The sequence below is a fragment of the Paraflavitalea sp. CAU 1676 genome (assembly GCF_029223285.1).
Taxonomy (GTDB): Bacteria; Bacteroidota; Bacteroidia; order Chitinophagales; family Chitinophagaceae; genus Paraflavitalea.
This window is the reverse complement of the sequence record NZ_JARHUJ010000009.1, coordinates 158,295-181,679: the sequence shown is the minus strand read 5'-3', so window position 1 is coordinate 181,679 and position 23,385 is coordinate 158,295. Positions and strand designations below refer to the sequence as shown.

The following is a 23,385-nucleotide window of genomic DNA, read 5'->3' as shown; positions in this document are numbered from 1 at the left end:
GAATTTATTAGTACTAAAACGATAAGTTTACTCCAAGGGTGAACGTTCTGCGGGGAGGCGTGCTTAAGCCTACCACCAGGGCGCCATTGCCCCGGTCATTTTGACGCAGGTTGTTCAATACACCACCTACCCCGCGGTCGCCGGAGGCAGTTGCCTGCGGATCGAGCCCTGTTTTATCGAAGTAGGGAGAATACAGGATACCTACGTTGTCAATCGTAAAGTACAAGCGGGCACCCTGCACATTCATTCGTTTCAACAGGTCTTTACCAAAGGTGTATCCCAGGTTGATGCTCCTGATGCGCACATAGCTGGCATCGTAATAGCCCAGTGTACGCCAGGTATCGCCGCTGGTAGTGGCCTGCGGAATGGGGAACCAGTTGGTGGGATTGTTGGGTGTCCAGTAATCCACCTTGATCGCATTCCTTCTGCCATCGAGAATGCTGATATAGGAAGCCAGCGGCTGGTGTACCTGGCTTACTAGTAAACCGCCAAACCTGGCAGTAATAACGGCCGACAGATCGAATCCTTTGTAGGAGAAACGGTTGGTGATGCCTCCCTGGAAGTCGGCGTCCATGTCACCAATGACGTGGCGGTCATATGTTGTGTTGATAACACCATCGGGTTTGCCATTGGGACCACTATAGTCAAGTATTTTCAACTGACCAGGAGAGCTACCGGCAGCAGCAGCCTGCTCAGCCTCCTCCAGTTGCCAAACACCCAGCTTCTTGAAATCGTACAAGGCGGTCATCGACTGACCAACAAACAGCTGACTGCCGATATCCTGCGTAACATTATCGCTGATCTTTACCAGCTTGTTATTGTTCCAGAAGAAGTTAAGGTCTACACTCCAGTTGAAACCCGACCGGGAATTAATCACATCGGCAGAAGCAGCGAACTCAAATCCCTTGTTCTCCATCTCGCCGATATTGGTAGCAAAACCACCAGCCACACCCGATGTTACAGGCAGGTTCACATTGTACAGGATATCATTGGTCTTCGAGATATAATACTCCATCGAACCGGTAATGCGGTTGTTCAACAAGCCGAAGTCAACACCGATATTGGTGGTGCTGGTGAACTCCCACGAGAGGTTTGGGTTAGGCAGCGTAACTACATTGTAGCCGGTAACGATGGTGGGACCAAAGTTGTAACGGGTTATGTTACCGCCCGTGTTACCCGCTGGCAATCCATTGGAGTTGTTCACCAACCCTTTGGAATCATAGGGATTGATGGCCTGGTTGGAGGTTCTGCCCCAGCCTACGCGTAATTTGAGTAAAGAGAGTTGCTTCACGTTTTGCAGGAACGATTCTTCCGACAACATCCAGCCTGCAGAAACCGCCGGATAGTTGAACCATTGGTTACCCGGTGCCAGCCTGGATGAGCCGTCCCTTCTGAAAGTAGCGGTAAGCAGGTAACGGTCTTTGTAGGCGTAGTTCAATCGCGCCATATAAGAGATCAAAGCCCAGCGTGATTCTGCACCACCAACAGAGGTATTCTGCGAATTCACCGGCGTAGACAAAGCGAGGTTATAGAACTTCACGAAATCTTCGGTGATAGAGTCCTTCTGGATAAAATTGCTGAAACTCTGTGATTCCTGCACACTGTACAAACCCGTAAAATTGATCTTGTGATCACCGATCGTCTTGTCATAGTACAACAGGTTCTCCAGCGTATAACCCCAGGCTTCTCCGTTAGCTACGCGCGCCAGGTTACCCTGTGAAGGACGGAAATAGCTGGGTCGTCCGGCTGCTGTATCGTCATGATTCCGGAACTGACCGCCAAACTCCTGCGCAAAGCTCAAGCCCACATTGATGCGGTATTTCAATCCTTTGATGAACTCATATTCTGCATAGAGGGAGTTAAATGTGCGGATACGTCTTACGCGATCGTCCCAGGTTTTGTCGCCTTTCAGCAACAGGGGGTTGTACACACCGGCATTGTTATCATCCACGTTCGAGTTGGGCAGCAGGTAAACACTCCCATCGGCCTTATAGGCAGGCATCAACGGGCTGTTGGCCAGCATGCGGAAGATCGCCGATCCGGAAACGAATTGCGATCCACGTGCATAGCTCATCGAGTTCATGGTATTCAAACCCGCCTTTAAGCGTTTACCGACCTTAAAGTCGATGGTGGCGCGCAAAGAGCCGCGGGTAAAGTCTTCGCCCGGCATCAGGGTTGTTTCTTTATAATAACCTCCGCCGAGTGAATAAGAGTTGCCATCGCGGCCACCCAGAATGCTGATGTTGTGATTGGTGCGCATGGAGTTCTCGTACATGAGATCCTGCCAATCGGTATTACGGCCCAGGCTGATGCCGTTCTGCTCTTCGGGCAGGTAACCGGTAGCCCAGCTCGATGCATTACGCATGGCCTGGTATTCCTGCGCATTGTATACCGGAAATTTATTGGTAGCTGAACCTATACCATAGTAACCATTATAGGAAAGGCGGGTCTCCCCGGTACGGCCCTTTTTGGTGGTGAGCAGGATAACGCCGTTGGCGCCCCTGGAGCCGTAGATGGCCGTGGAAGAAGCGTCTTTTAAGATATCGACAGAAGCCACGTCATCCGGGTTGATATCATTGAGGTTTCCATCCCAGGGAATACCATCCAGTACATAGAGCGGCTCGTTGAGGCCGCTGATGGAGCGCGTACCGCGGATGCGGATCTGCGCACCGGCGCCTGGCTGATTTCCTACCTGTTGTATTTCCAGGCCGGCAGCCCTGCCTATGAGCGCCTGTTGAATATTGGGAACCGGCACATCACGCAGGGCTTTTTCACTCACGTTCACCGTGGCGCCGGTTACATCTCTTTTTCTTTGCGTACCATAACCTACTACTACCACTTCGCCAAGGTCGGTCGTAGCAGCCAGTGAAACGTTCAGGGTGGTTTGACCATTAACAGCCACTTCCCTGGCTGCAAAGCCAACGGATGAGATCACCAGGGTCCCGTTGGACGCTACCGTGATCTCAAAATTACCCAGATCGTCACTGCTGGTTCCTACCGTGCTGCCCTTAACGGTAACGGAAGCACGTGGAACGGGTTGTGCGCCGGGCCCGGTGATACGGCCTTTAACGCGGATGTCAGTTTGTGCATACACTGGAACGGCCAGCGTGATGGCAGCCAGCACAGACAGTACGATCGCTATCACCTTTCCCGGATACAGCCGGGAAGAGACAGCCATTTTGTGAAGATGGTGCGTAACCAAAAATGTCATAAAAAATCGTTTTAAAAAATGAAAGAGCCGTAGCCAACTCTAATTGAACATTGATCCCGGATGCGATCGGGCGAACATTGGATCGTGAGCCTATTATGCTCCACATTCACCAGGTACGAAGCGCCGGTAAGGTCCCGGCTGTGCAGGAAACGGACTATACAGCGCCTTTTCGGGACGCCATATTATTAGCAGAAAACGTTGATCGGGGAACGGGCTGCAAGCCTCCGGAAGGGGCCTGCATCACAAAAAGCCTGACTGCGCACAAAATCTCACAAAAATGATGGGAAAAGACTGCCCGGAGCGAGGGGAAAAATAGAACGGGAAACAGTCGCCTGAAGCTATCGGCATAGCCTGAAAGCCTTATCAGTTCTGGTTTTGGCTGCATATAAACAATCGTTTTTTAGGGTTATGGCAAGTATGCAGTTACACGTTTACTAGGCTAATATCGAACTATTTTCCTAAAATTGTAACCGATTACATAAATATTTTAAAAAAAATATTGCTTAGCTTTACCTACAGCTACTTACAGCGATGTAAACGATTGTAATGGAAAAGGAGAAAGAAGTTACTATATACGACCTTGCCCGCAAGCTGAATATCTCGATAGCGACCGTAAGCCGCGCGCTGAAGGATGACCCCGTAGTGAGCAAAAAGACCAAGAAGAAGATATTCGATCTCGCGGAAGAAATGGGCTACCGTTCCAACCATTTTGCCCGCAACCTGCGCAACCAGCGTACCGATACCATCGGCGTTATTGTTCCCCGCCTCAACAGTTATTTCATGAGCACAGTGATCGCAGGTATCGAAAATGTGGCCAATAACGAAGGCTATAACCTCATCATCAGCCAGTCGTCCGAATCGGCGCAGAAAGAAATGAACAGCGCCAAAACGATGTTCAACAACCGCGTGGATGGATTGCTCGTTTCATTGGCCTATGATACGGAAGACATTTCACACTTCGACACCTTCTACCGTAAAAATATCCCCATCATATTCTTCGACCGGGTAGCCGAAAAGGATATGTGCACCAATGTACTCATCGACAACCGGAAAGCCGCCTACGAAGCAACGAGGCATCTTGCTCAGGAGGGTTGCAGGCGCATCGCCCATATTACAGCCACGCCAAAGCGTAACGTATATATAGAACGTCTGGAGGGATACAAGAAAGCGCTGGCAGAATTCGACCTGCCTTTCTCCGACGACCTGCTCATCATCGGCAACCTGAGCCAGGAAGCCGGCACGCTGGCCGCGGAGAAGATACTGGCTATGGATCCCCGGCCCGATGGCGTATTCGTAGCCAACGACAACTGCGCCGTAGGCTGTATGCTCGCCTTAAAACAGGCCGGCATCAGGATACCCGAGGATATAGCGTTTGTAGGGTTCAACAATGACCCTGTATCGAAGGTCGTGGAGCCCAACCTTACCACCATCAATTACCCCGGTTATGAGATGGGAGAAGTAGCCGCCCGCAACCTCATCAACCACCTGAATGGAATAGCCACTATTACAGCTACCAATACCATACTCCTGCGCTCGGAACTGATCGTGCGGGGTTCTTCCAAAAAATCAAAAACCTGACGATAGCCCATCCAACACTCAACGACAAAGCCCCATATGAAAAGAACGAGCTGTACACTACTGCTTTTATTGTTATTCCACTGCCTGCTGGCAGAAGACGGGTATCGCTTGTGGCTTCGTTACGATAAGATCGACAATAATTCCCTGCTGCAACAATACCAGTCAGCCATCCGGTCAGTACATATCGCCGGCAACAGTCCGGTGCTGATGAACGCCCGCAAGGAACTCCTTACAGGCTTGCAGGGCCTGCTGGACACGCGGATCTCAGACAAAACATCCCTGGAAACCGGCACGCTGCTGGTAGCTACCTACAATAACCATGAAACGATCCGGTCCCTGATTGATCAAAAAGACCTGAACACGCTCGGCAACGAAGGATTTATCATCCGTACCGTAAACAGCCAGCAAAAAAAAATGCTGATCATCACCGCCAACGACGATGCCGGCTTGCTCTATGGCGTATTTCATTTGTTGCGGCTCATGCAAACCCGGCAACCCATTCAACAATTATCCATCACTACAGCCCCCGCCATTCAGCACCGGCTGCTGAATCACTGGGATAACCTCAACCGTACGGTAGAACGCGGCTATGCCGGTTCTTCTATCTGGGACTGGCACCGCTTGCCCGGATACCTCGATCCCCGTTACACCGACTACGCACGCGCCAATGCCTCCATCGGCATCAACGGCACGGTGCTCACCAACGTAAATGCGAATGCCCGCATCCTCAGCAAAGAATACCTGGAAAAAGTAGCCGCCCTGGCCAACGTGTTCCGGGCTTATCATATCAAAGTATACCTCACCGCCCGCTTTAGCGCACCCGTGGAATTAGGTGGCCTAAAAACAGCCGATCCGCTCGATCCGCAGGTCCAGGACTGGTGGAAGAAAAAAGCGGCAGAGATCTACTCCTACGTGCCCGATTTCGGCGGCTTCCTGGTAAAAGCCAATTCGGAAGGACAGCCCGGACCGCAGAATTACAACCGCACCCACGCCGACGGCGCCAACATGCTGGCCGATGCCGTTGCCCCACATGGCGGTATCGTAATGTGGCGCGCTTTCGTATACAGCAGCGAAAAACCCGACGACCGCTTCAAGCAGGCATACGATGAATTCAAACCGCTGGACGGAAAGTTCAGAAAGAATGTAGTGGTGCAGGTCAAGAATGGACCTATAGACTTTCAGCCACGCGAACCATTCCATCCCTTGTTTGGCGCCATGCCGGCCACGCCACTGATGATGGAATTCCAGATCACCCAGGAATACCTCGGATTTGCCACCAATCTCGTATACCTGGCTCCGCTCTTTAAAGAATGCCTCGATAGCGACACGTATGCAAAAGGCAAAGGCACAACCGTGGCTAAAATAGTCAACGGCTCCATCGATAACCATTCCCTGTCCGGCATCGCCGGTGTATCGAATATCGGCAACGACATCAACTGGTGCGGACATCCATTCGCCCAGTCAAACTGGTATGCCTTTGGACGCCTCGCCTGGACTCCCTCGCTTGATGCCGCACAGATCGCCAATGAATGGATACGGCAAACGTTTAGCAACAACCCATCATTTGTCAACCCTGTACAGGAATTCATGCTGGCATCGCGGGAGAACACGGTACAATACATGACACCGCTGGGCCTTCATCATATCATGGGCAATAGCCATCATTACGGCCCCGCCCCCTGGACCAATCACGCCCAGCGAGCCGATTGGGACCCTGTATACTATCACAAGGCAGACACTACCGGTATTGGATTCAACAGAACTACCACCGGCAGCAATGCCCTCGCCCAGTATTTCCCGGAAGTGAGGCGCCAATATGAAACGCTTTCCAGTTGCCCCGATGATTACCTGTTGTGGTTTCACCGCGTACCCTGGAGCTACCGCCTGTCGTCGGGCAAAACCGTGTGGCAGGCTCTGTGCGCACAATACTATGCAGGGGTGGATGCTGTAAGAAGGATGCAGCAAACCTGGAACGGATTGGAAACTTACGTCGATGCCGAAAGGTATAACCAGGTGAAACAATTGATGGCCATGCAGGAGCAGGAAGCAGTATGGTGGCGCAATGCCTGCCTGCTGTATTTCCAAACCTATTCGCGCATGCCCCTGCCGGATGGGTATGAGCCCCCCAACCAAACCCTGGAGTACTATATGAACCTGCGGTTCCCGTTTGCTCCGGGTATTTAAAGAAAGGAAGAAAAATGATACGATAAGACGAAAGGTTGAAGGCCACGATAAACGATTCACCTGTTTGAATCACGATCTTCGCAAAAAAGAAATACAAAACGACCCATGCAATCAACCAACCAACAGAAGATAGCTATAGTAACCGGCGGAGGATCTGGTATAGGATTGGCCATAGCACAAAAGTTTGTCGAGAACGAGATCCTGACGATCATCGTAGGCCGCGATCCGCAAAAGCTAACCCAGGCAAAGGAGAAACTGGGCAACCTGTGCGTCCCCATATCCTGCGACCTTACCAACCTGGCCGCCATACCCAAACTGGTACAGCAGATACTCAAAGAGCATGGCCGCATCGATATCCTGGTCAACAATGCAGGCATCAACATGAAGAAGGAATTCACGGAAGTATCGGATGAAGATTTCCAACGCATTATACAAACCAATGTAACGGCCGTATTCGCCTTGTCGAGGGAAGTGGTGAAATACATGATGAGCAATGGCGGCGGTTCGATCATCAATATCAGCTCGATGGCCTCTCAGTATGGCATCCCCAAAGTGATCGCCTATACAGCTTCCAAATCGGCCATCGAAGGCATGACCAAAGCAATGGCAGTAGAACTATCGCCCAAGGGCATCCGGGTGAACTGTATAGCCCCTGGTTTCATCGCCACCGACATGTCGGCCAAAGCACTCAATGATGACCCTGAACGGAAACACAAGGCCCTCGACCGTACGCCCATGGGCGAACTCGGCACCCCGGCGGATATTGGCGATGCAGCCGTGTTCCTGGCATCAGATGCAGCACGCTACATCACGGGCGTCATACTCCCGGTAGATGGCGGCAATTCCATCGGGTTTTAAGGAGAGCGCCGGCAAAGGCGCAACAGCTCCCGGTGCTACCAACGATTACATATGAAAAAGCTGATACTGTTACTGTGGCTCACGGCAGCCGCCATGGTTCCTGCATTTACGCAAAACTTCATTACCGGTAAGCCGGTTGCCAACTCATTTCCTATTGCAGACAGCAAAAGCATCACTGCCATTTATGTCGACATCAACGATGATGAACTGGTACAAAAGGCTGCGACGCTCCTGTGCGACGATATCGAACGCGTCACCAGCCGCCGGCCATCGCTGATCAACACGCTTCCCGCAAGTGCCGCGCAACTCATTGTAATCGGGTCGCTCGGTAAATCAACGATTATACAACAGCTGACCGCATCACAACAGATCAAGACAAGCGACCTCTCAGGCAAGTGGGAAGCCTACCGCTGGCAACTGATCAAAACACCTGCACCGGGCATCCGTCGTGCGCTGGTTATTACCGGCAGCGACCGCCGCGGCGCAGCTTACGGCACGCTCGAACTATCCAAACAAATAGGCGTATCGCCTTGGTATTGGTGGGCCGACGTACCGGTACAGAAACGTTCTACTTTATACCTGACTAACACCAATTATTCCGCCAACGCCCCGGCCATCAAATACCGCGGCATCTTCATCAACGACGAAGCGCCCGCCCTTTCCGGCTGGAGCAAGGAAAAGTTTGGCGGCTTCAACCACCAATTCTATGAGAAAGTATTTGAGCTGATGCTGCGCCTCAAAGCCAATTACCTGTGGCCCGCCATGTGGGGCAATGCCTTCTACGACGACGACAGCCTCAACATCAAAATGGCCGACACCTATGGCATCGTGATCGGCACCTCGCACCACGAACCGCTCATGCGCGCTCACGATGAATGGCGGCGTTATGGTACCGGCAAATGGAATTACGACAGCAACCAGGTTAGGCTGCAACAATTCTGGCGCACCGGCATGCAGCGCGCCACCAATGAAAAGATCGTCAGCGTCGGCATGCGCGGAGATGGCGATGAACCCATGAGCCGGGAAACCGCTACCGCCCTGCTCGAAAGGATTGTAAAAGAGCAGCGAAACATCATTGAAGAAGTAACCCAACAACCTGCCAGCGAAACTCCCCAGCTATGGGCCCTGTATAAAGAAGTGCAGGATTACTACGACAAAGGAATGCGTGTGCCCGATGATGTAACCCTCCTGCTCTGCGACGACAACTGGGGCAATATCCGCCGCCTGCCTAAACCCGATGAAAATCCCCGTAAAGGAGGTTATGGCATCTATTATCATTTCGACTACGTAGGCGGACCGCGCAATTACAAATGGATCAACACCAATGCCATCTCCCGCGTATGGGAACAGATGCACCTGGCCTGGGAGTATAAGGCCCGCGAGATATGGATCGTGAATGTAGGCGACATCAAACCCATGGAGTTTCCCATCTCCTTCTTCCTCGACTATGCCTGGGATCCTACAGCCATTGGGCCGGCAGACCTGCAGCGCTACACGGAAAAATGGGCCGCACAACAATTCGGAGCCACCCAGGCGAAGTCCATCGCAGACATTATATCGAAGTACACCAAATACAATAGCCGGCGCAAGCCCGAACTGCTGGATGCCAATACCTACCACTTCGACCATTATGACGAAGCCGGCCGCGTAACCAGGGCTTACGACGAACTGTTGAAAAAAGCAACCCAGATCAATCAGCAATTACCCGCCCGATACCGCGACGCTTACTTTCAATTGGTACTGCACCCCGTTAAAGCCAGCAGCAACTTATACAATCTGTACCACGCTATTGCAGAAAACAACAAAGCTCACCGCAACCAAAATCACTCGCTGGTAGCCAGAACGGCAAAAGAAGCCGATCAATATTACCTGCAGGACTCTCTTATTACCCGGGAATACCATACGCTCCACCACGCCAAATGGAACCATATGATGAGCCAAACGCATATCGGGTATACCTACTGGCAGCAACCACCATTTAACAACATGCCGGCTGTATATAGAGTTGACCCCGACAATTCGACTTTTTCTTCTTCCATACTGCCTGCAGCTACTACCCATAAAGAGCACTCCAATACTACTTTCCATGCACCAGACGACTATGTTTCTATTGAAGCCGCTCACTATACCAAAGCTGTCAATGCCCATGGGATTACCTGGACCGTATTACCCGACCATGGCAAAACGGGTGATGCTGTCACCACCTTTCCGGTAACAGCGTCCATCCAACAGTTAACCACCAATAGTCCTCATCTTCAGTATGAGTTTAAGACAACGATTAATGGACCTGCTACGGTAAACGCCTACTTCTCGCCTACCCTTAATATTCAGAACGCGCCAGAGGGTTTGCAATATGCCATCTCCATCGACGATGAAACACCACAAGTGATCAGTCTCAATAAAGAAGATAGCAACGTGCGGACCTGGGAACAATGGGTCGCCAACAACATCATCATAAAAACCTCCACCCACAAAACCCTGCAACCTGGCAAACACGTGCTGAAGTATTGGATGGTGAGTCCGGCTGTAGTATTGCAAAAGTTGGTGATCGACCTTGGAGGAGCGAAGGAGAGTTATTTAGGTCCGCCCGAAACACGCAGATAATATACGTATGAAAAAAACTACTGTCATTCAGGATACCAAATCGATCACCCCGCAACATCAGTTGCAAACTACCATTGAAGCCGCTAAGCCACGTGGAAGCCAGGGTTATGTCCTTGCGATACTGACATTGTTCATCCTCACAGCACTGAGCTCTACAGCACAGCTTAAGCTACCGCGCCTCGTGAGCGATGGCATGGTATTGCAACGCGACAAGCCGGTAAAAATATGGGGCTGGGCAACCGCCGGAGAAAAAGTCACCGTGCGGTTCAACAACAAGGTTTATTATACTACCACCAACGAAGCAGGCCAGTGGCAACTCCTGGTGCAGCCCACCAAATCCGGTGGACCCTATACTATGGAGATATCAGCCACCAACACAATCACCCTCAACAATATCCTGATGGGCGATGTATGGGTATGTTCCGGTCAATCGAATATGGACCTGCCCATGGCACGCGTAGCCTGGAAGTATCCGGAAGAGATGGCCAACGCCGGCAATCCGCAGATCAGACAGTTCCTCATTGCCACACGGTATAATTTTCAGGCGCCACAAGATGACCTGCCGGGCGGAGCCTGGGAGGCGTTGACGAAGGAAAGTATTGGCCGTTTCACGGCCGCTGGTTATTTCTTCGCCAAAAGCCTGTACGAAAAATACCAGGTGCCTATCGGACTCATTAAGGCGCCCGTAGGCGGCTCACCAGTAGAAGCCTGGCTCAGCGAAGAAGCGTTGCAGGCATTTCCGGCGCAACTCAGCGTGGCGCAAAAATGGAAAGACGACAACCTCGTAAAACAAACCATGCAGCGCGACCGAGAAACGGATATCAACTGGTATACAAAAGTATGGCAGGGCGACGCCGGCCTCCACGAAAGCAACCCCTGGTACGCCGCGGCCTACGACGATGCACAATGGCCTACGATGAATATTCCGGGCTATTGGGATGAGCAGGGATACCGGAACATTTATGGTACCATGTGGTTCCGCAAATCGATCGAAGTACCGGCCAGCATGGCCGGCAAACCAGCCAAACTCCTACTCGGCACCATGATCAACCGGGACTCTGTTTACATCAATGGCCTATTTGTGGGTACTACCGGCTACCAATACCCACCCCGGCGGTACGAAGTGCCAGCCGGTATATTAAAGGCTGGTAATAATACTATCACCATCCGGTTGTTCAATAGTTCGGGCCGGGGAGGTTTCACCAAAGACAAAGATTATCTGCTCGCAACACCCGGCGACACCATTCAACTCACCGGCGCCTGGAAATACAAACAGGGCGCATCCGCCGAAGCGATGGCAGGCTCTACCACCTTCCAATATCAACCCGGCGGCCTGTTTAATGGTATGATAGCCCCCATCACTCCATACGCCATAAAAGGGGTGATCTGGTACCAGGGCGAAGCCAATGCCTCCCGGGCCAAAGAATACCAGCAGCTCTTCCCGGCCCTGATCAGCAACTGGCGGCAACAATGGCAGCAGGGAGACTTTTCTTTCCTCTATGTTCAACTCGCCAATTTCATGGCCACCAAACCACAGCCTGCGGAGAGTCAGTGGGCCGAACTGCGCGAAGCACAACTGCAATCACTCTCAGTACCCAATACAGCCATGGCAGTGATCATCGATGCGGGAGAATGGAACGATATCCACCCGCTCAATAAAAAGGCCGTAGGACAAAGATTATCCCTGGCGGCCCAGCGCGTCGCTTATGGCAACAAGAAACTGGTTTATTCCGGACCGCTATACCAGTCTATGCAAATAGAAGGGAATAAGGTCAGGATCATATTCAACAACACGGGCAGCGGACTGATCGCGAAAGACGGCAAACCATTACAACAGTTTGCCATTGCCGGTGCCGATAAAAAGTTTGTGTGGGCTAATGCTACGATCAAAGGCAAAGAGGTCATCGTATGGAGCGATGCTGTAGCAAACCCGGTAGCCGTGCGTTATGCCTGGGCCGATAACCCGGAAGGCGCCAACCTGTACAACAAAGAAGGCCTGCCTGCTTCACCGTTCAGGGCGGGTGAGTAAGACGTTCACGCCCAATCCTGGAAGGCCTTCAATGCACGCGGGTCAAAGTCGGGGCGTTGCACCGACAAGTACGACTGGTCCCCAGGGCCAGCGAATAACACGTTGACGATCATGTACAACCTTGAACACACCATTTTTTACCAATAAATCGTTCCTCCATGAAGTCGTCCCTTATCTGCTTCCTGGTAGCCTGGCTGCTCTCGGCCAACACCTATGCGCAAACACGCCGGCTTTCTTATGCTGATAGTGTGCGCATAGACAGTATCAAAAAATTAACGCAGCTTGATTACAACCGCACACTGCAATCACTGAACATTACCACTGTTCGTCGCGGCCCCTCCGGCAACCCACAAGCTCCCGATGCTGCCAATACCGACGAATCGAAAGCCTCTCCCTATACCTCCCTGCCCGACCCGCTACTACTGAACAACGGACAGCCAGTAACCGATGCTGCCATCTGGTGGAGCAAACGCCGCCCCGAACTCGTTGAACTATTCGACCGCGAAGTATATGGCCGCACACCCGCCAGCACCCCAACCGTTCAATGGGAGGTGGTAGAAACCATCCGCGAACAGCAGGGAGCATTTGCAGCCATCACTAAAAAGCTGATTGGCCATGTAGACAACAGCGCCTTTCCATCCATCAAGGTAGATATTCAACTTACACTTAGCATCCCCGCTGATGCTAAAGGCCCCGTACCCGTGGTCATGGAATTTGGCTGGCAGCTACCGCCGGATGTTGCGCCGCCCCGCGATACCTCCAGGAACGCACCAGCCAGCTGGCAGGAACAACTATTGGCCAAAGGCTGGGGTTATGCCGTCATCATACCCACCAGCTACCAGGCCGACAATGGTGCAGGATTAACACAAGGCATCATCGGACTCGTCAACAAAGGGCAGCCCCGCAAACCGGACGATTGGGGTACCCTCAAAGCCTGGGCCTGGGGCGCCAGTCGTGCACTCGATTATTTCGAAACAAACAGGTCAATAGATGCAAAACATGTAGCCATAGAAGGATTATCGAGGTATGGCAAAGCCGCCCTGGTAACCATGGCCTACGATCACCGCTTTGCCGTTGGCTGCATCAGTTCATCCGGCGCAGGCGGCGCCAAGATACTCCGTCGTGTATTTGGAGAACAGGTAGAGAACCTCGCGTCTTCCGGAGAATATCATTGGTTTGCCGGGAACTTTATCCGGTATGCAGGTCCGTTAACACCGAACGACCTGCCGGTAGATGCCCACGAACTCATTGCCCTTTGTGCACCCCGCCCCGTGTTCATCAGCTCGGGTTCACCGCAGGTAGAAGGCAATTGGATCGATGCCAAAGGCATGTTCCTCGGCGCCGCTCATGCAGGACCTGTTTACACTTTACTGGGAAAAAGATCCCTTGGCACTACCCAAATGCCGCCACTCGAAACGGGCCTGCTCGATGGCGAACTCGCCTTCCGGCAACATGCCGGCGGCCACACTACCGGACCCAACTGGCTTTTCTTCATTCAATTTGCCAGTCGCTATATGGGAACTAACACCGCCAGCAATACGAAAGGATTGAAAGATTACTACAACAACTACTTCCCTATAGGCGTAGCCGTATCGGCCAGGGCGCTCAAAACCGACGAAGCAGATTTGATATTACACCAATTCAATAGCCTCACTGCCGAGAATGCCATGAAGATGGGCCCCATTCATCCACGCGAAAAAGAATACAACTGGAAAGATGCCGACTCTATCGCCGCATTTGCCAAACGCCATGGCCTAAAATTACGCGGTCATACTTTGTGCTGGCACAACCAAACACCCACCTGGCTCTTCGTAGATGCCGATGGAAAAGCAGTCAGCAAAGAAGTATTACTGCAACGGCTCAAAGACCATATCAATACCATCGTAAGCAGGTACAAAGGCACCGTCTATGCGTGGGATGTCGTGAACGAGGTCATATCCGACAAGCCGGGCGAATACTTACGTCCATCACCCTGGCTGCAGATAGCCGGAGAAGAATACATCACCAAAGCCTTTCAATGGGCGCATGAAGCCGATCCTGCAGCACAACTATTCTACAATGATTACAACGAGATCAGCAGTGATAAAAGAGCAAAGATCATCCGGCTCATCCGGTCACTGCAACAAAAAGGCATACCTATACATGGCATCGGCCTGCAGGGCCATTGGGCTACCAACGAACCATCCAAAGAACAACTCGACAGCACCCTAAAGGATTTTGCCTCCCTCGGGCTGCCATTACAAATCACCGAGCTCGACATATCGGTGTATCCCAAAGAACATAACGCCCGCGCCAGAAAGCCCGAAGACGCCAACAGCGATTTCACCGCCGACCGCGAACAGGCACAGGTAGCGAAGTACAGCATGATCTTCGAACTATTCAGGAAGTATGCAAAACATATCACCAGTGTCACCTTCTGGAATATATCCGACCGGCATAGCTGGCTCGATAATTTCCCGGTTACCGGCAGAAAGGACTACCCTCTTCTGTTCGACCGCAACGGGCAACCTAAAAAAGCCTTTGAAGCAGTGACGAACTTTTGAGCACTCTTAAGCCATACCAGTTAAAGGTTAACCAATAGATTCACACGAGCGCTCAAACGCTTACCAAAAAAAGAAAGGCCCCGCAAGGGGCCTTCTTCATTAATACCTATAGAAAGATCTTATTCAAATACCATTACAAAACCTCCTTGTGGTAACATTTCTACTGTGGTTGCAACACTCGCCACCAAGTCCTTTTGCTGAAAAGAAAGCGGTTCACTGCCATCGGTGATCAGCGTTCCCTTTTTTCCACGAAGGAAGCCAAGGTTGAGATCGATCTTCTTTGCAGTAGCTTCTCCATTGAGGCCGGCTACATACCATTTATTGCCAGCCCTCCTGGCCACCACATAAAGCTTACCAGGAAAGCCATCGAGGAACTTCACATCATCCCAGTGCGTTGGCAACACCTGCAGAAATGATTTCACATAACCGGGTACATGCCCCATCCCCTCCGGCGTTTCGGCAAAATGCTGAATGCCCGACAGGAATGCCACCGACAAAGCCAGCTCAAAGCCGCTGGTAGTCTTTCTTTCAATATTAGGGATCTTGTATAAACACATCGGCGTAAAATCCATCGGGTCAAAAGCATTGCGCGTAAACGGCAACACGGTGCAATGATTCGCCGCTGCATTGGCATCCTGCTGACCGAAGGTGATCATCTCAAAACCCTTCACCGCTTCCATACTCATCAGGTGCGGGTAGGTGCGCTGCCAGCCGCGTGGCAAAGTGGCGCCATGGAAATTCACCAGCAGCTTATATCGTGCCGCATCATCGAGAATGCTTGTATAATACTCCATCATCGAACGGCCATCGCCGGCAAAGAAATCGATCTTCACACCTTTGATGCCCATGCCTTGCAAACGACTGAAAACAGCCTCCCGCGCTTCACGCGTCAACAGCTCACTCTTCGGATGATACTTCGTGGTATTCCAATCGCCCGAAGAATTGTACCACACGATCAAGCCCACATTCTTCGAGTTGGCATATTGAGCCAGCTCCTTCATCTTATCATAACCGATGCGGGTATCCCAGTCAACATCCACCAGGCAATACTGCCAGTGCATATCCGCTGCATAATCGATAAACCGTTTCTGCACATCATACACAACAGAATTGTCTTTCAGCAAAGCCCAGCTCCACGAAGCTTTGCCCGGCTTCACAAAGGCAGCATCTATTTTCACGGCAGGTTTGGCCAGGTCCGTGCCCAGCGTGGATTCAGTTACAGCTGCCAGACTGCCGATCGTAATGATGCGCCAGGGCGAATACCAGGGCAATTCCGACTCGGGCAGAAAACCTTTACCCGTAAATACCTCACGCGGATCGGGGAAATTGATGGCATATTCACCATTGGGCGAAGTACCCTTCAAATTGGTAGCACAGTAAGCACCATCTACCGCCGCTTCCGTCAGCAACAACCAGGTATCCTGCTTCTTAAACAAAGCCGGGTAGATCCAGCCTGCCTTGGTAGGCGATGCAGTCGCAGGCGATATACCTTGCCTATAATGCTCCTCATAGCTGGGGAAAGTATGCTCCCACCCACCCTGTGCATCCTGCTTGGGCTGCAACCAGGCCTGCACTTCATTGCCCAGGGCCCAGGATGTATACTCGGCTGTAATGGTTTTCTTATCAGAAGAAGCACCCGGAAAATAATAGCGGAATGCCACGCCATCATTCGACACCTGGAAGATGAGATCCATTTTGTTACCGGATGCATTCTGCAAATGAATGGCTCCTTTATTGGCAGTATAAGCTATACGGCTTTTCTTCGCGTTGACCATCGTATAACTATCTTTCACCAGCACTACTTTATCAACACCCGCGAAGCGCAGATCGCTGCTAAACGATTCATCCCGACGGTCAACGCCCAGTCTGGAGGATGCGATCAACTCTTTTCCTTTATACTGCACGTGATACCAGGCATGCCCATCTGTAACACCAGTAGTAACGCGTATCTGATTGTCGGGACTCGAAATAGCGGCCGTCTTTTGTTGGGCAAAAGCAGCAGATGCGCTGCAAAGCAGGATCAGGCAAAATAATCGTAATCTCATATAGCTGTATTTTCAATAATGGCAGGTTGGGTTGCCAGTCAATAAGCCCAGAAAGATATATTATTATTGTCAATTCTACACTATTTAACCCCAAAACAAAACAGGAAGGGTGGAAGCCCTTCCTGTTCGTCAGTTCCGGCCCGGCCGGAGCTAAAAGCATGATCACCTTTTCATCAGGCGATCAGCCGTTTATATTCTTTATCAGCTTTCGCCGGTCGCAATATTCTTATCCACCTCTTCTACCAACTGCTGACTGTCCCTTAACTTCTTCAGCTTGTTGCCATAAGCAATCTTGGTAATGAGCACGAACAACACCGGCACCACAAAGATGGCCAGCGTGGTCGCAGCCAGCATACCGCCAAACACCGTCCAGCCGATCGTATTACGCGATACCGACGCTGCACCTGTTGCAAAGGCCAGCGGCAACACCCCTAGGATGAAGGCCAGCGAGGTCATCACGATCGGTCGGAGACGCAATTGAACCGCCTGCAAGGTAGCGTGCACCACGTCGATGCCCCTGTCTACCCGCTCTTTGGCAAACTCCACGATCAGGATGGCGTTCTTCGCCGCCAAACCGATCAGCGTGATCATACCAATTTGTGCATAGATATTGTTCGACAACCTGGGAATCAATACCAGCGTCAGGATAGATCCAAACAAACCGATCGGTACCGCAAACAATACCGAGAACGGGATCGACCAGCTCTCGTACAGGGCAGCAAGGAAGAGGAACACGAACACGATCGAGATGGCAAAGATGGTGGTGGTAGCATCACCCGCCTTGATCTCCTCACGGCTCATACCCGAAAACTCGTACGAGTAACCCACTGGCAATACCTGGGCCGCCACTTCACGCAGTGCCTGGATGGCCTGACCACTACTATAACCCGCTTTGGGTGAACCATTAAATTCAATGGAACGATAAATATTATAGTGCGAGATCACCGCCGGGTTTTCCACCAGCCTCGAGCTCACCAGTGAATTCAGCGGGATCATATTACCCTGACTATTGCGTACATAATAGTTCTGGAAATCATTCACCGAAGTACGGAAACTACTGTCGGCCATCGCCATCACGCGGAAGTTACGGCCATACAGGTTGAAGTCGTTCACGTAACTACTACCCAGCAGCGTCGACATCGTTGCATATACATCCGATACCAGTACGCCCAGTCGCTTCGCCTTCTCTTTATCTACATCTACCTGGTAGCTCGGCGTTTTGGTAGAGAAGAAGGTATAGGCGACACCAATTTCCGGACGCTGCATCAGCGCACCCCAGAACCTTTGTCCCACCTTTTCAAACTCCTGGATATTGTCCGTACTGGTCGTTTGTTGCAACTCGAAGGTGAAACCCGAAGTTTGACCCAGACCGGGGATCGCTGGGGGAGCGATCGGCAGGATACGCGCTTCTTTGATATCGCCCGTCCGCTTCCGAATCTCGGCTATGATACCTTCCAGTTGCATCCCTTTCTCCTTCCGGTCATCCCAGGGATCGAGACTCACGAACATGGTACCCGAGTTGGACTTGAACGAGAAGTTGATGATGTTCAAACCAGCCAAACCACCCACGATGCGCACACCGGGAATAGCCTGTACCCTGGCCATTACATCTTTCAGCATAGCCACGCTACGCGTAGTGGAAGTACCTTCCGGCATTTCATAGGTCACATACAAGCGGCCTTCATCTTCCGTTGGAATAAAGCCCGTAGGTTTCGACCTGAACATATAGAACAAGCCTACGAACAAACAGATCATCATGATCACTACATAAGGCGAGGCCTTGATCCACTTACCTACACCTCTTGTATACGAACTGGTGATGCGGCCAAAAACACGGTTGAACCAAGCGAAGAATTTCTCAAGGATATTCTTTCTGGCCCCCTCCTCTTTCGAAGGTTTCAGCATGATGGTACACAAGGCCGGCGTAAGTGACAGGGCCACAAAGGCCGATATCACCACCGACACCGCAATGGTGATCGCAAACTGCTGATACAAGCGCCCTACGATACCCGGAATAAACCCTACCGGAACAAACACCGCGGCAAGGATCAGGGCGATCGCTACTACCGGGCCCGAGATATCGGCCATCGCTTTCTGCGTGGCCTCTTTCGGCGATAGCTTTTCATGGTCGATATAATGTTGAACCGCTTCCACCACCACAATGGCGTCATCCACCACGATACCAATGGCCAGTACGAACGCGAACAGAGTAAGCGTATTGATCGTAAAATCGAAAGGCAGGAAGAAAATGAAGGTACCGATCAGCGAAACCGGGATCGCCAGTACAGGGATCAACGTAGCGCGCCAGTTCTGGAGGAACAGGAATACCACGATCACCACCAGGATCAACGCTTCCACCAGGGTATGCATTACCTCACTGATAGACACTTTCACCACCGAGATCGTCTCCAGGGGCACAGCGTAGTCAACATCTTTGGGGAATTGCTTTTTAAGCTCTGCCAGGGTTTTCTGCAAACCATCCCAGGTATCGATCGCATTGGCGCCCGGCGCCTGGTAGATGAGGATGAACGCAGCCGACTTTCCGTCTACAAAGGCATTATTGCCATAGTCAAACTTACCCAACTCCACACGTGCCACGTCCTTTAAATGCACGATGCTCCCATCTGCCGGACGCGTACGCACCACGATCTGCTCAAATTGAGCAACCGTGTTGATACGGCTATTGGTCAGTACACTGTATTCAAAAGCCTGTAAATTGGGCTGCGGGTTACCACCAATGGTACCGGCAGCTGCCTGCAGGTTTTGTTCGGAAAGTGAACTCAACACCTCGGAAGTGGTCATATTGAGCGCTGCCAGCTTCTTGGGATCGAGCCAGATACGCATACCAAAATCATCACCGCGGGTTACGATATCACCCACCCCTTTTACACGCAACAAGGCATCCTTAATATAAATATTGGCATAGTTGCCGAGAAACACCGGGCTTCGGGTGCCATTGGGCGAATAGAGCGCCAGCGCCACCATGATGCTGGGATTGCGTTTCCGTACGGTAAGTCCCAACCGCTTTACCGCATCGGGCAAAGTAGGTTCTGCCACACTCACCCGGTTCTGTACATCGAGCGTAGCTATATTGATATCAGTACCTACTTCGAAGTTCACGGTAATGCTGCTCTGTCCGCTACTGGTACTGTTACTGTTGATGAAGGTCATACCCGGCGTACCATTCACCTGTGTTTCGATGGCCGTGGTAGTGGTTTGCTCCACCGTCTGCGCATCGGCCCCGGTAAAGATGCCCGATATGGAAACCGTGGGCGGCGTAATATCCGGGTACTGTGCGATCGGCAGGGCATTCATCGAGATCAAACCCACCAGCACGATCACGATCGATATTACTATGGCCGTTACCGGGCGTTTTATAAAAGTATCTGCTATCATTAGTTATCTTCTTTATTGGTCCTCAGTTCAAATAATACGCGCTGTAAACCTTTGCTTATTTCTTAGCGGGTGCGCCACCGGCCGCAGGAGCCCCGGGTTGCTGTGGCGGAGCCGTTGTGATCTTCGATCCTTCACGCAGGTTTTGTACACCCTGCACCACGATCGTTTCACCGGCCTGCAAACCGTCGCGGATAATCACATCCGTTCCTATCTGGCGGCCCAGTGCCACTTTACGTTGCGTAACCTTGCTGCTATCACCTTCCACATACACGAAGAAATCGCCCAATTGCTCGGTAACTGCTTTATAAGGTATCACTACCGATTGAGTGGCAGAAGCATTCTTCACCCGTACTGTTGTCGTCATGCCCGAACGGAGCAGGTGTTGGGGATTGGGGAATACCAGCCTGGCTTTGATATTGCCGGTTTGCGGATCAACGGCTCTGTCGATCATACTGATGGAACCTGGTATGGGATATACTTCTTTGCCGAAGGCAATGGTGAACAAGGAATCCTTAGGTTTGGCTTTGCCCATCTGCAACTGACTGTAGCGATACAACTCCTGTTGATTGACCGCAAAGTCGACCGCGATCGGATCGTCGGACGATACGGTATTCAACACCGTGGTACCGGCATAAATAGGGCCGCCCACCTTTACCTGCGAGATACCGATGGTACCGTCGAACGGCGCCAGGATAGACGTATACCGTACATTGGTTTGCACCGCACGGATATTGGCCTTGGCAGCTTCTACCTGCTTTTTAGCCGCTTCAAGCGCAGCATCCGCATTATCGACCTGCTGTTTGGCGATCGCATCCTGCTTGTCGAGCTCATGGTAGCGATCTGCATCTTTTTGCGCCTTGATCAGGTTGGCTTCCTGTACGGCGAGGTTCGCCTGCGCCTGTTGATAGGTAGCCTCGTAAGCCTGCGGATCGATGGTGTACAGGCGTTGTCCTTTCTTTACCCGGTCGCCATCTTTGAAAAAGACCCCTGTTACATAACCGTTAACCTGGGCACGCAATTCAACCTCGTTGAGCGCGGTAACGGTGCCGGGGTATTCATCGAAATAAACGGCATCGGTAGTCGTCACTTTAGTAGTGGTTACCGGAACGGCCTGCGGCGCCATCGCGCCGGGTTGCTGTTGATTACCGCCACCACAGGAGGCCATAGCCGCCAGGCAACTTACGCTTGTATAATATCCTATCCTTTTGAACAACATATGCTGAGATGTTTGAGATTAATAATTGATTTGCCCCAATGCCTTTTGAACATCGATCTTGGCCGATAACAACAGGTTCAGTGCATTGAAATAATTGATGCGCGCAGTGCGCAGGTCCGACTCGGCCGTGATAACTTCCAGGTACGTTTTTACACCATTGCGGTACTGCAGGTTGATGACATCATACACCTCCTTCGCCAGTTCCATATTCTCCTTCAATGCCAGGTAAACCGCCAGGCTCCCTTTGTATTGGGCCAATGCCTGTGCATATTCCGAGTTGATCGAGTTCTTTAAGCCGATCTCCTGCCAGTTGATCGATTTGAGGTCCCACTCAGCCTGCTGGATATTATATTTACGTTTACCGCCCTGAAACAGGGGTAACGATAACGTGAGGCCCGCAAAAGAGTTGGGATAGTTGGTATTGTACAACTTGCTGAACGAATCGTTCTGAAAGTTGAAATTGTAAGCGCCCGTTGCATACACATTCGGCAGGTAGGCCCACTTATTATACTTCACATTCGCTTCCTGTAATCTGCGTTGGGTTTGCAACAATTGAAATTCGATACGACTGGTATAACTTACCTGTTGCGTCGTGTCGAGCGGAATCTCCTTTTCCATTTGCAGGGTATCGTAAATGATGTCGATGGGCTCGCTGATGGGATACCCCATTAAAGCCTTTAGGTATTCGCGCCTCGCCTTCAAAGCCTCTTCCTGCCCCTTCAACAATCCTTTGGCATTGTTCAAAGCGATGGTGGCCCTTTTGTAGTCCGTCTTATCCGCCACACCCGCATTGTACTGCGCGGTCGCATCTTTCAGACTCCGCTCCAGGCGCAGGATATCTTCGTTCGACACCCTGATCTGCTGCTCGCTCGTAAGCACATCATAAAACGCCTTGGCTACATTCACGGCCACATCGATCTTGGTATTGGCGGTAGATTGCTTCGCCAGCAACCGTACATCCTTTGCCGTACGGCTGGCCAGCATGACATCACGGTTGAAAAGATTTTGCGTTGCCTGGAACTGTAGGGAGGATGTATTGTTCACCCCGAGTTTCCTGGCCTCGCCGCCGATCACGGCCGTTTGCACTTCGAAATTGTGCTGCAACAGGTAATTGAAATTCAGTTGCGGATACCACTCGGCCAGCTTACTCCGGATCTGGGCCTCGGTGGTTTGCTCATCGATCAGCGATTGCTGTATCAATGGTTGCCGTCGGATCGCGTACTGAATTACATTTTCCAGTGTTGCGTTCTGCAGAATGCTGTCGCCGCTCTGTTGCTGTGCCGGCAACAGGAATGGCATGGACAAAGCCAATAGGCTTGCCAGGAGGATCTTCTTCTTTTGAGAAAGCCTTTCTTTATTTAAGTTGCTCATATTGCACTTTTATTTTCGAATAAACCGGAACCTGCAAAATAGATTGCATAGATGATCTGGGCTGCTTTTGTTTAAAAGCAGGGATGACAGGGGCGTCAATCCTGGATAATACCTGCCTGAGAGTTGCAGGGACTTTTCCTGAGATGGTGCAAAATTATTAAAGAGCATCGTAACCTTGGAATTAATTTTACGCATTTGCACTTTAATTTGTTTGGTTACAATATTTTATTAAAGGGCGAACCAATTTTGCAACACGTTGTATAAGACGCTTTCCTGCCAACGAAATGCAAATTTGTCCCCCTTAGTGGCACCAAACAATGGCCAGATTCAGGGATATGTAGTCAATATCA

General features: G+C 51.3%; 11 protein-coding genes. 6 read left to right on the top strand and 5 right to left on the bottom strand.

The window, feature by feature from the left end:
* Nucleotides 1–13: 13 nt before the first annotated feature.
* Nucleotides 14–3,211 (bottom strand): TonB-dependent receptor, encoded by a 3,198-nt coding sequence (locus tag P2H89_RS27820; RefSeq protein WP_275833305.1) that lies wholly within the window; start codon nt 3,209–3,211, stop codon nt 14–16.
* Nucleotides 3,212–3,757: 546 nt separating this feature from the next.
* On the opposite strand from P2H89_RS27820, the gene P2H89_RS27815 reads away from it, so the two are divergent.
* The 6 genes from P2H89_RS27815 (at nt 3,758) to P2H89_RS27790 (ending at nt 15,007) form a co-directional block, all read left to right on the top strand.
* A complete protein-coding gene (locus tag P2H89_RS27815; protein WP_275833303.1) occupies nt 3,758–4,789 on the top strand; it encodes a LacI family DNA-binding transcriptional regulator in 1,032 nt (343 codons plus the stop codon).
* Between the two features lie 36 nt (nt 4,790–4,825).
* Nucleotides 4,826–6,973, top strand: a complete 2,148-nt coding sequence (locus P2H89_RS27810) for an alpha-glucuronidase family glycosyl hydrolase (RefSeq protein WP_275833301.1) — start codon at nt 4,826–4,828, stop codon at nt 6,971–6,973.
* A 105-nt stretch (nt 6,974–7,078) separates the two neighbouring features.
* Nucleotides 7,079–7,831 carry an SDR family oxidoreductase gene (locus tag P2H89_RS27805; protein WP_275833299.1) on the top strand — a complete coding sequence of 251 codons (753 nt, stop codon included), beginning with the start codon at nt 7,079–7,081 and terminating at the stop codon, nt 7,829–7,831.
* Between the two features lie 51 nt (nt 7,832–7,882).
* Nucleotides 7,883–10,435, top strand: coding sequence for a glycosyl hydrolase 115 family protein (locus P2H89_RS27800; RefSeq protein ID WP_275833297.1), 2,553 nt, complete (start codon nt 7,883–7,885; stop codon nt 10,433–10,435).
* Nucleotides 10,436–10,442: 7 nt separating this feature from the next.
* The gene (locus P2H89_RS27795) at nt 10,443–12,464 is read left to right on the top strand and encodes a sialate O-acetylesterase (RefSeq protein WP_275833294.1); all 2,022 of its coding nucleotides are present in this window, start codon (nt 10,443–10,445) and stop codon (nt 12,462–12,464) included.
* A 158-nt stretch (nt 12,465–12,622) separates the two neighbouring features.
* Nucleotides 12,623–15,007, top strand: a complete 2,385-nt coding sequence (locus P2H89_RS27790) for an endo-1,4-beta-xylanase (RefSeq protein ID WP_275833291.1) — start codon at nt 12,623–12,625, stop codon at nt 15,005–15,007.
* A 119-nt stretch (nt 15,008–15,126) separates the two neighbouring features.
* Here the strand turns inward: P2H89_RS27790 and P2H89_RS27785 are convergent, their stop codons facing one another.
* The 4 genes from P2H89_RS27785 to P2H89_RS27770 all read right to left on the bottom strand — a co-directional run bounded on the left by P2H89_RS27785 (nt 15,127) and on the right by P2H89_RS27770 (nt 23,035).
* Nucleotides 15,127–17,052, bottom strand: a complete 1,926-nt coding sequence (locus P2H89_RS27785) for a glycoside hydrolase family 97 protein (RefSeq protein ID WP_275833289.1) — start codon at nt 17,050–17,052, stop codon at nt 15,127–15,129.
* A gap of 201 nt (nt 17,053–17,253) precedes the next feature.
* Nucleotides 17,254–20,448 (bottom strand): multidrug efflux RND transporter permease subunit, encoded by a 3,195-nt coding sequence (locus P2H89_RS27780; protein ID WP_275833287.1) that lies wholly within the window; start codon nt 20,446–20,448, stop codon nt 17,254–17,256.
* A gap of 55 nt (nt 20,449–20,503) precedes the next feature.
* Nucleotides 20,504–21,664, bottom strand: a complete 1,161-nt coding sequence (locus P2H89_RS27775; protein WP_275833285.1) for an efflux RND transporter periplasmic adaptor subunit — start codon at nt 21,662–21,664, stop codon at nt 20,504–20,506.
* A gap of 18 nt (nt 21,665–21,682) precedes the next feature.
* Nucleotides 21,683–23,035: a TolC family protein gene (locus P2H89_RS27770; protein WP_275833283.1), complete on the bottom strand. Its 1,353-nt coding sequence runs from the start codon at nt 23,033–23,035 to the stop codon at nt 21,683–21,685.
* Between the last annotated feature and the right edge of the window lie 350 nt (nt 23,036–23,385).

Coding starts and splice junctions, on each gene's coding strand:
- P2H89_RS27800 (WP_275833297.1), top strand. CDS start 7,883: ATGAAAAAGCTGATACTGTTACTGTGGCTCACGGCAGCCGCCATGGTT.
- P2H89_RS27795 (WP_275833294.1), top strand. CDS start 10,443: ATGAAAAAAACTACTGTCATTCAGGATACCAAATCGATCACCCCGCAA.
- P2H89_RS27775 (WP_275833285.1), bottom strand. CDS start 21,664: ATGTTGTTCAAAAGGATAGGATATTATACAAGCGTAAGTTGCCTGGCG.
- P2H89_RS27810 (WP_275833301.1), top strand. CDS start 4,826: ATGAAAAGAACGAGCTGTACACTACTGCTTTTATTGTTATTCCACTGC.
- P2H89_RS27790 (WP_275833291.1), top strand. CDS start 12,623: ATGAAGTCGTCCCTTATCTGCTTCCTGGTAGCCTGGCTGCTCTCGGCC.
- P2H89_RS27815 (WP_275833303.1), top strand. CDS start 3,758: ATGGAAAAGGAGAAAGAAGTTACTATATACGACCTTGCCCGCAAGCTG.
- P2H89_RS27780 (WP_275833287.1), bottom strand. CDS start 20,448: ATGATAGCAGATACTTTTATAAAACGCCCGGTAACGGCCATAGTAATA.
- P2H89_RS27770 (WP_275833283.1), bottom strand. CDS start 23,035: ATGAGCAACTTAAATAAAGAAAGGCTTTCTCAAAAGAAGAAGATCCTC.
- P2H89_RS27805 (WP_275833299.1), top strand. CDS start 7,079: ATGCAATCAACCAACCAACAGAAGATAGCTATAGTAACCGGCGGAGGA.
- P2H89_RS27820 (WP_275833305.1), bottom strand. CDS start 3,211: ATGACATTTTTGGTTACGCACCATCTTCACAAAATGGCTGTCTCTTCC.
- P2H89_RS27785 (WP_275833289.1), bottom strand. CDS start 17,052: ATGAGATTACGATTATTTTGCCTGATCCTGCTTTGCAGCGCATCTGCT.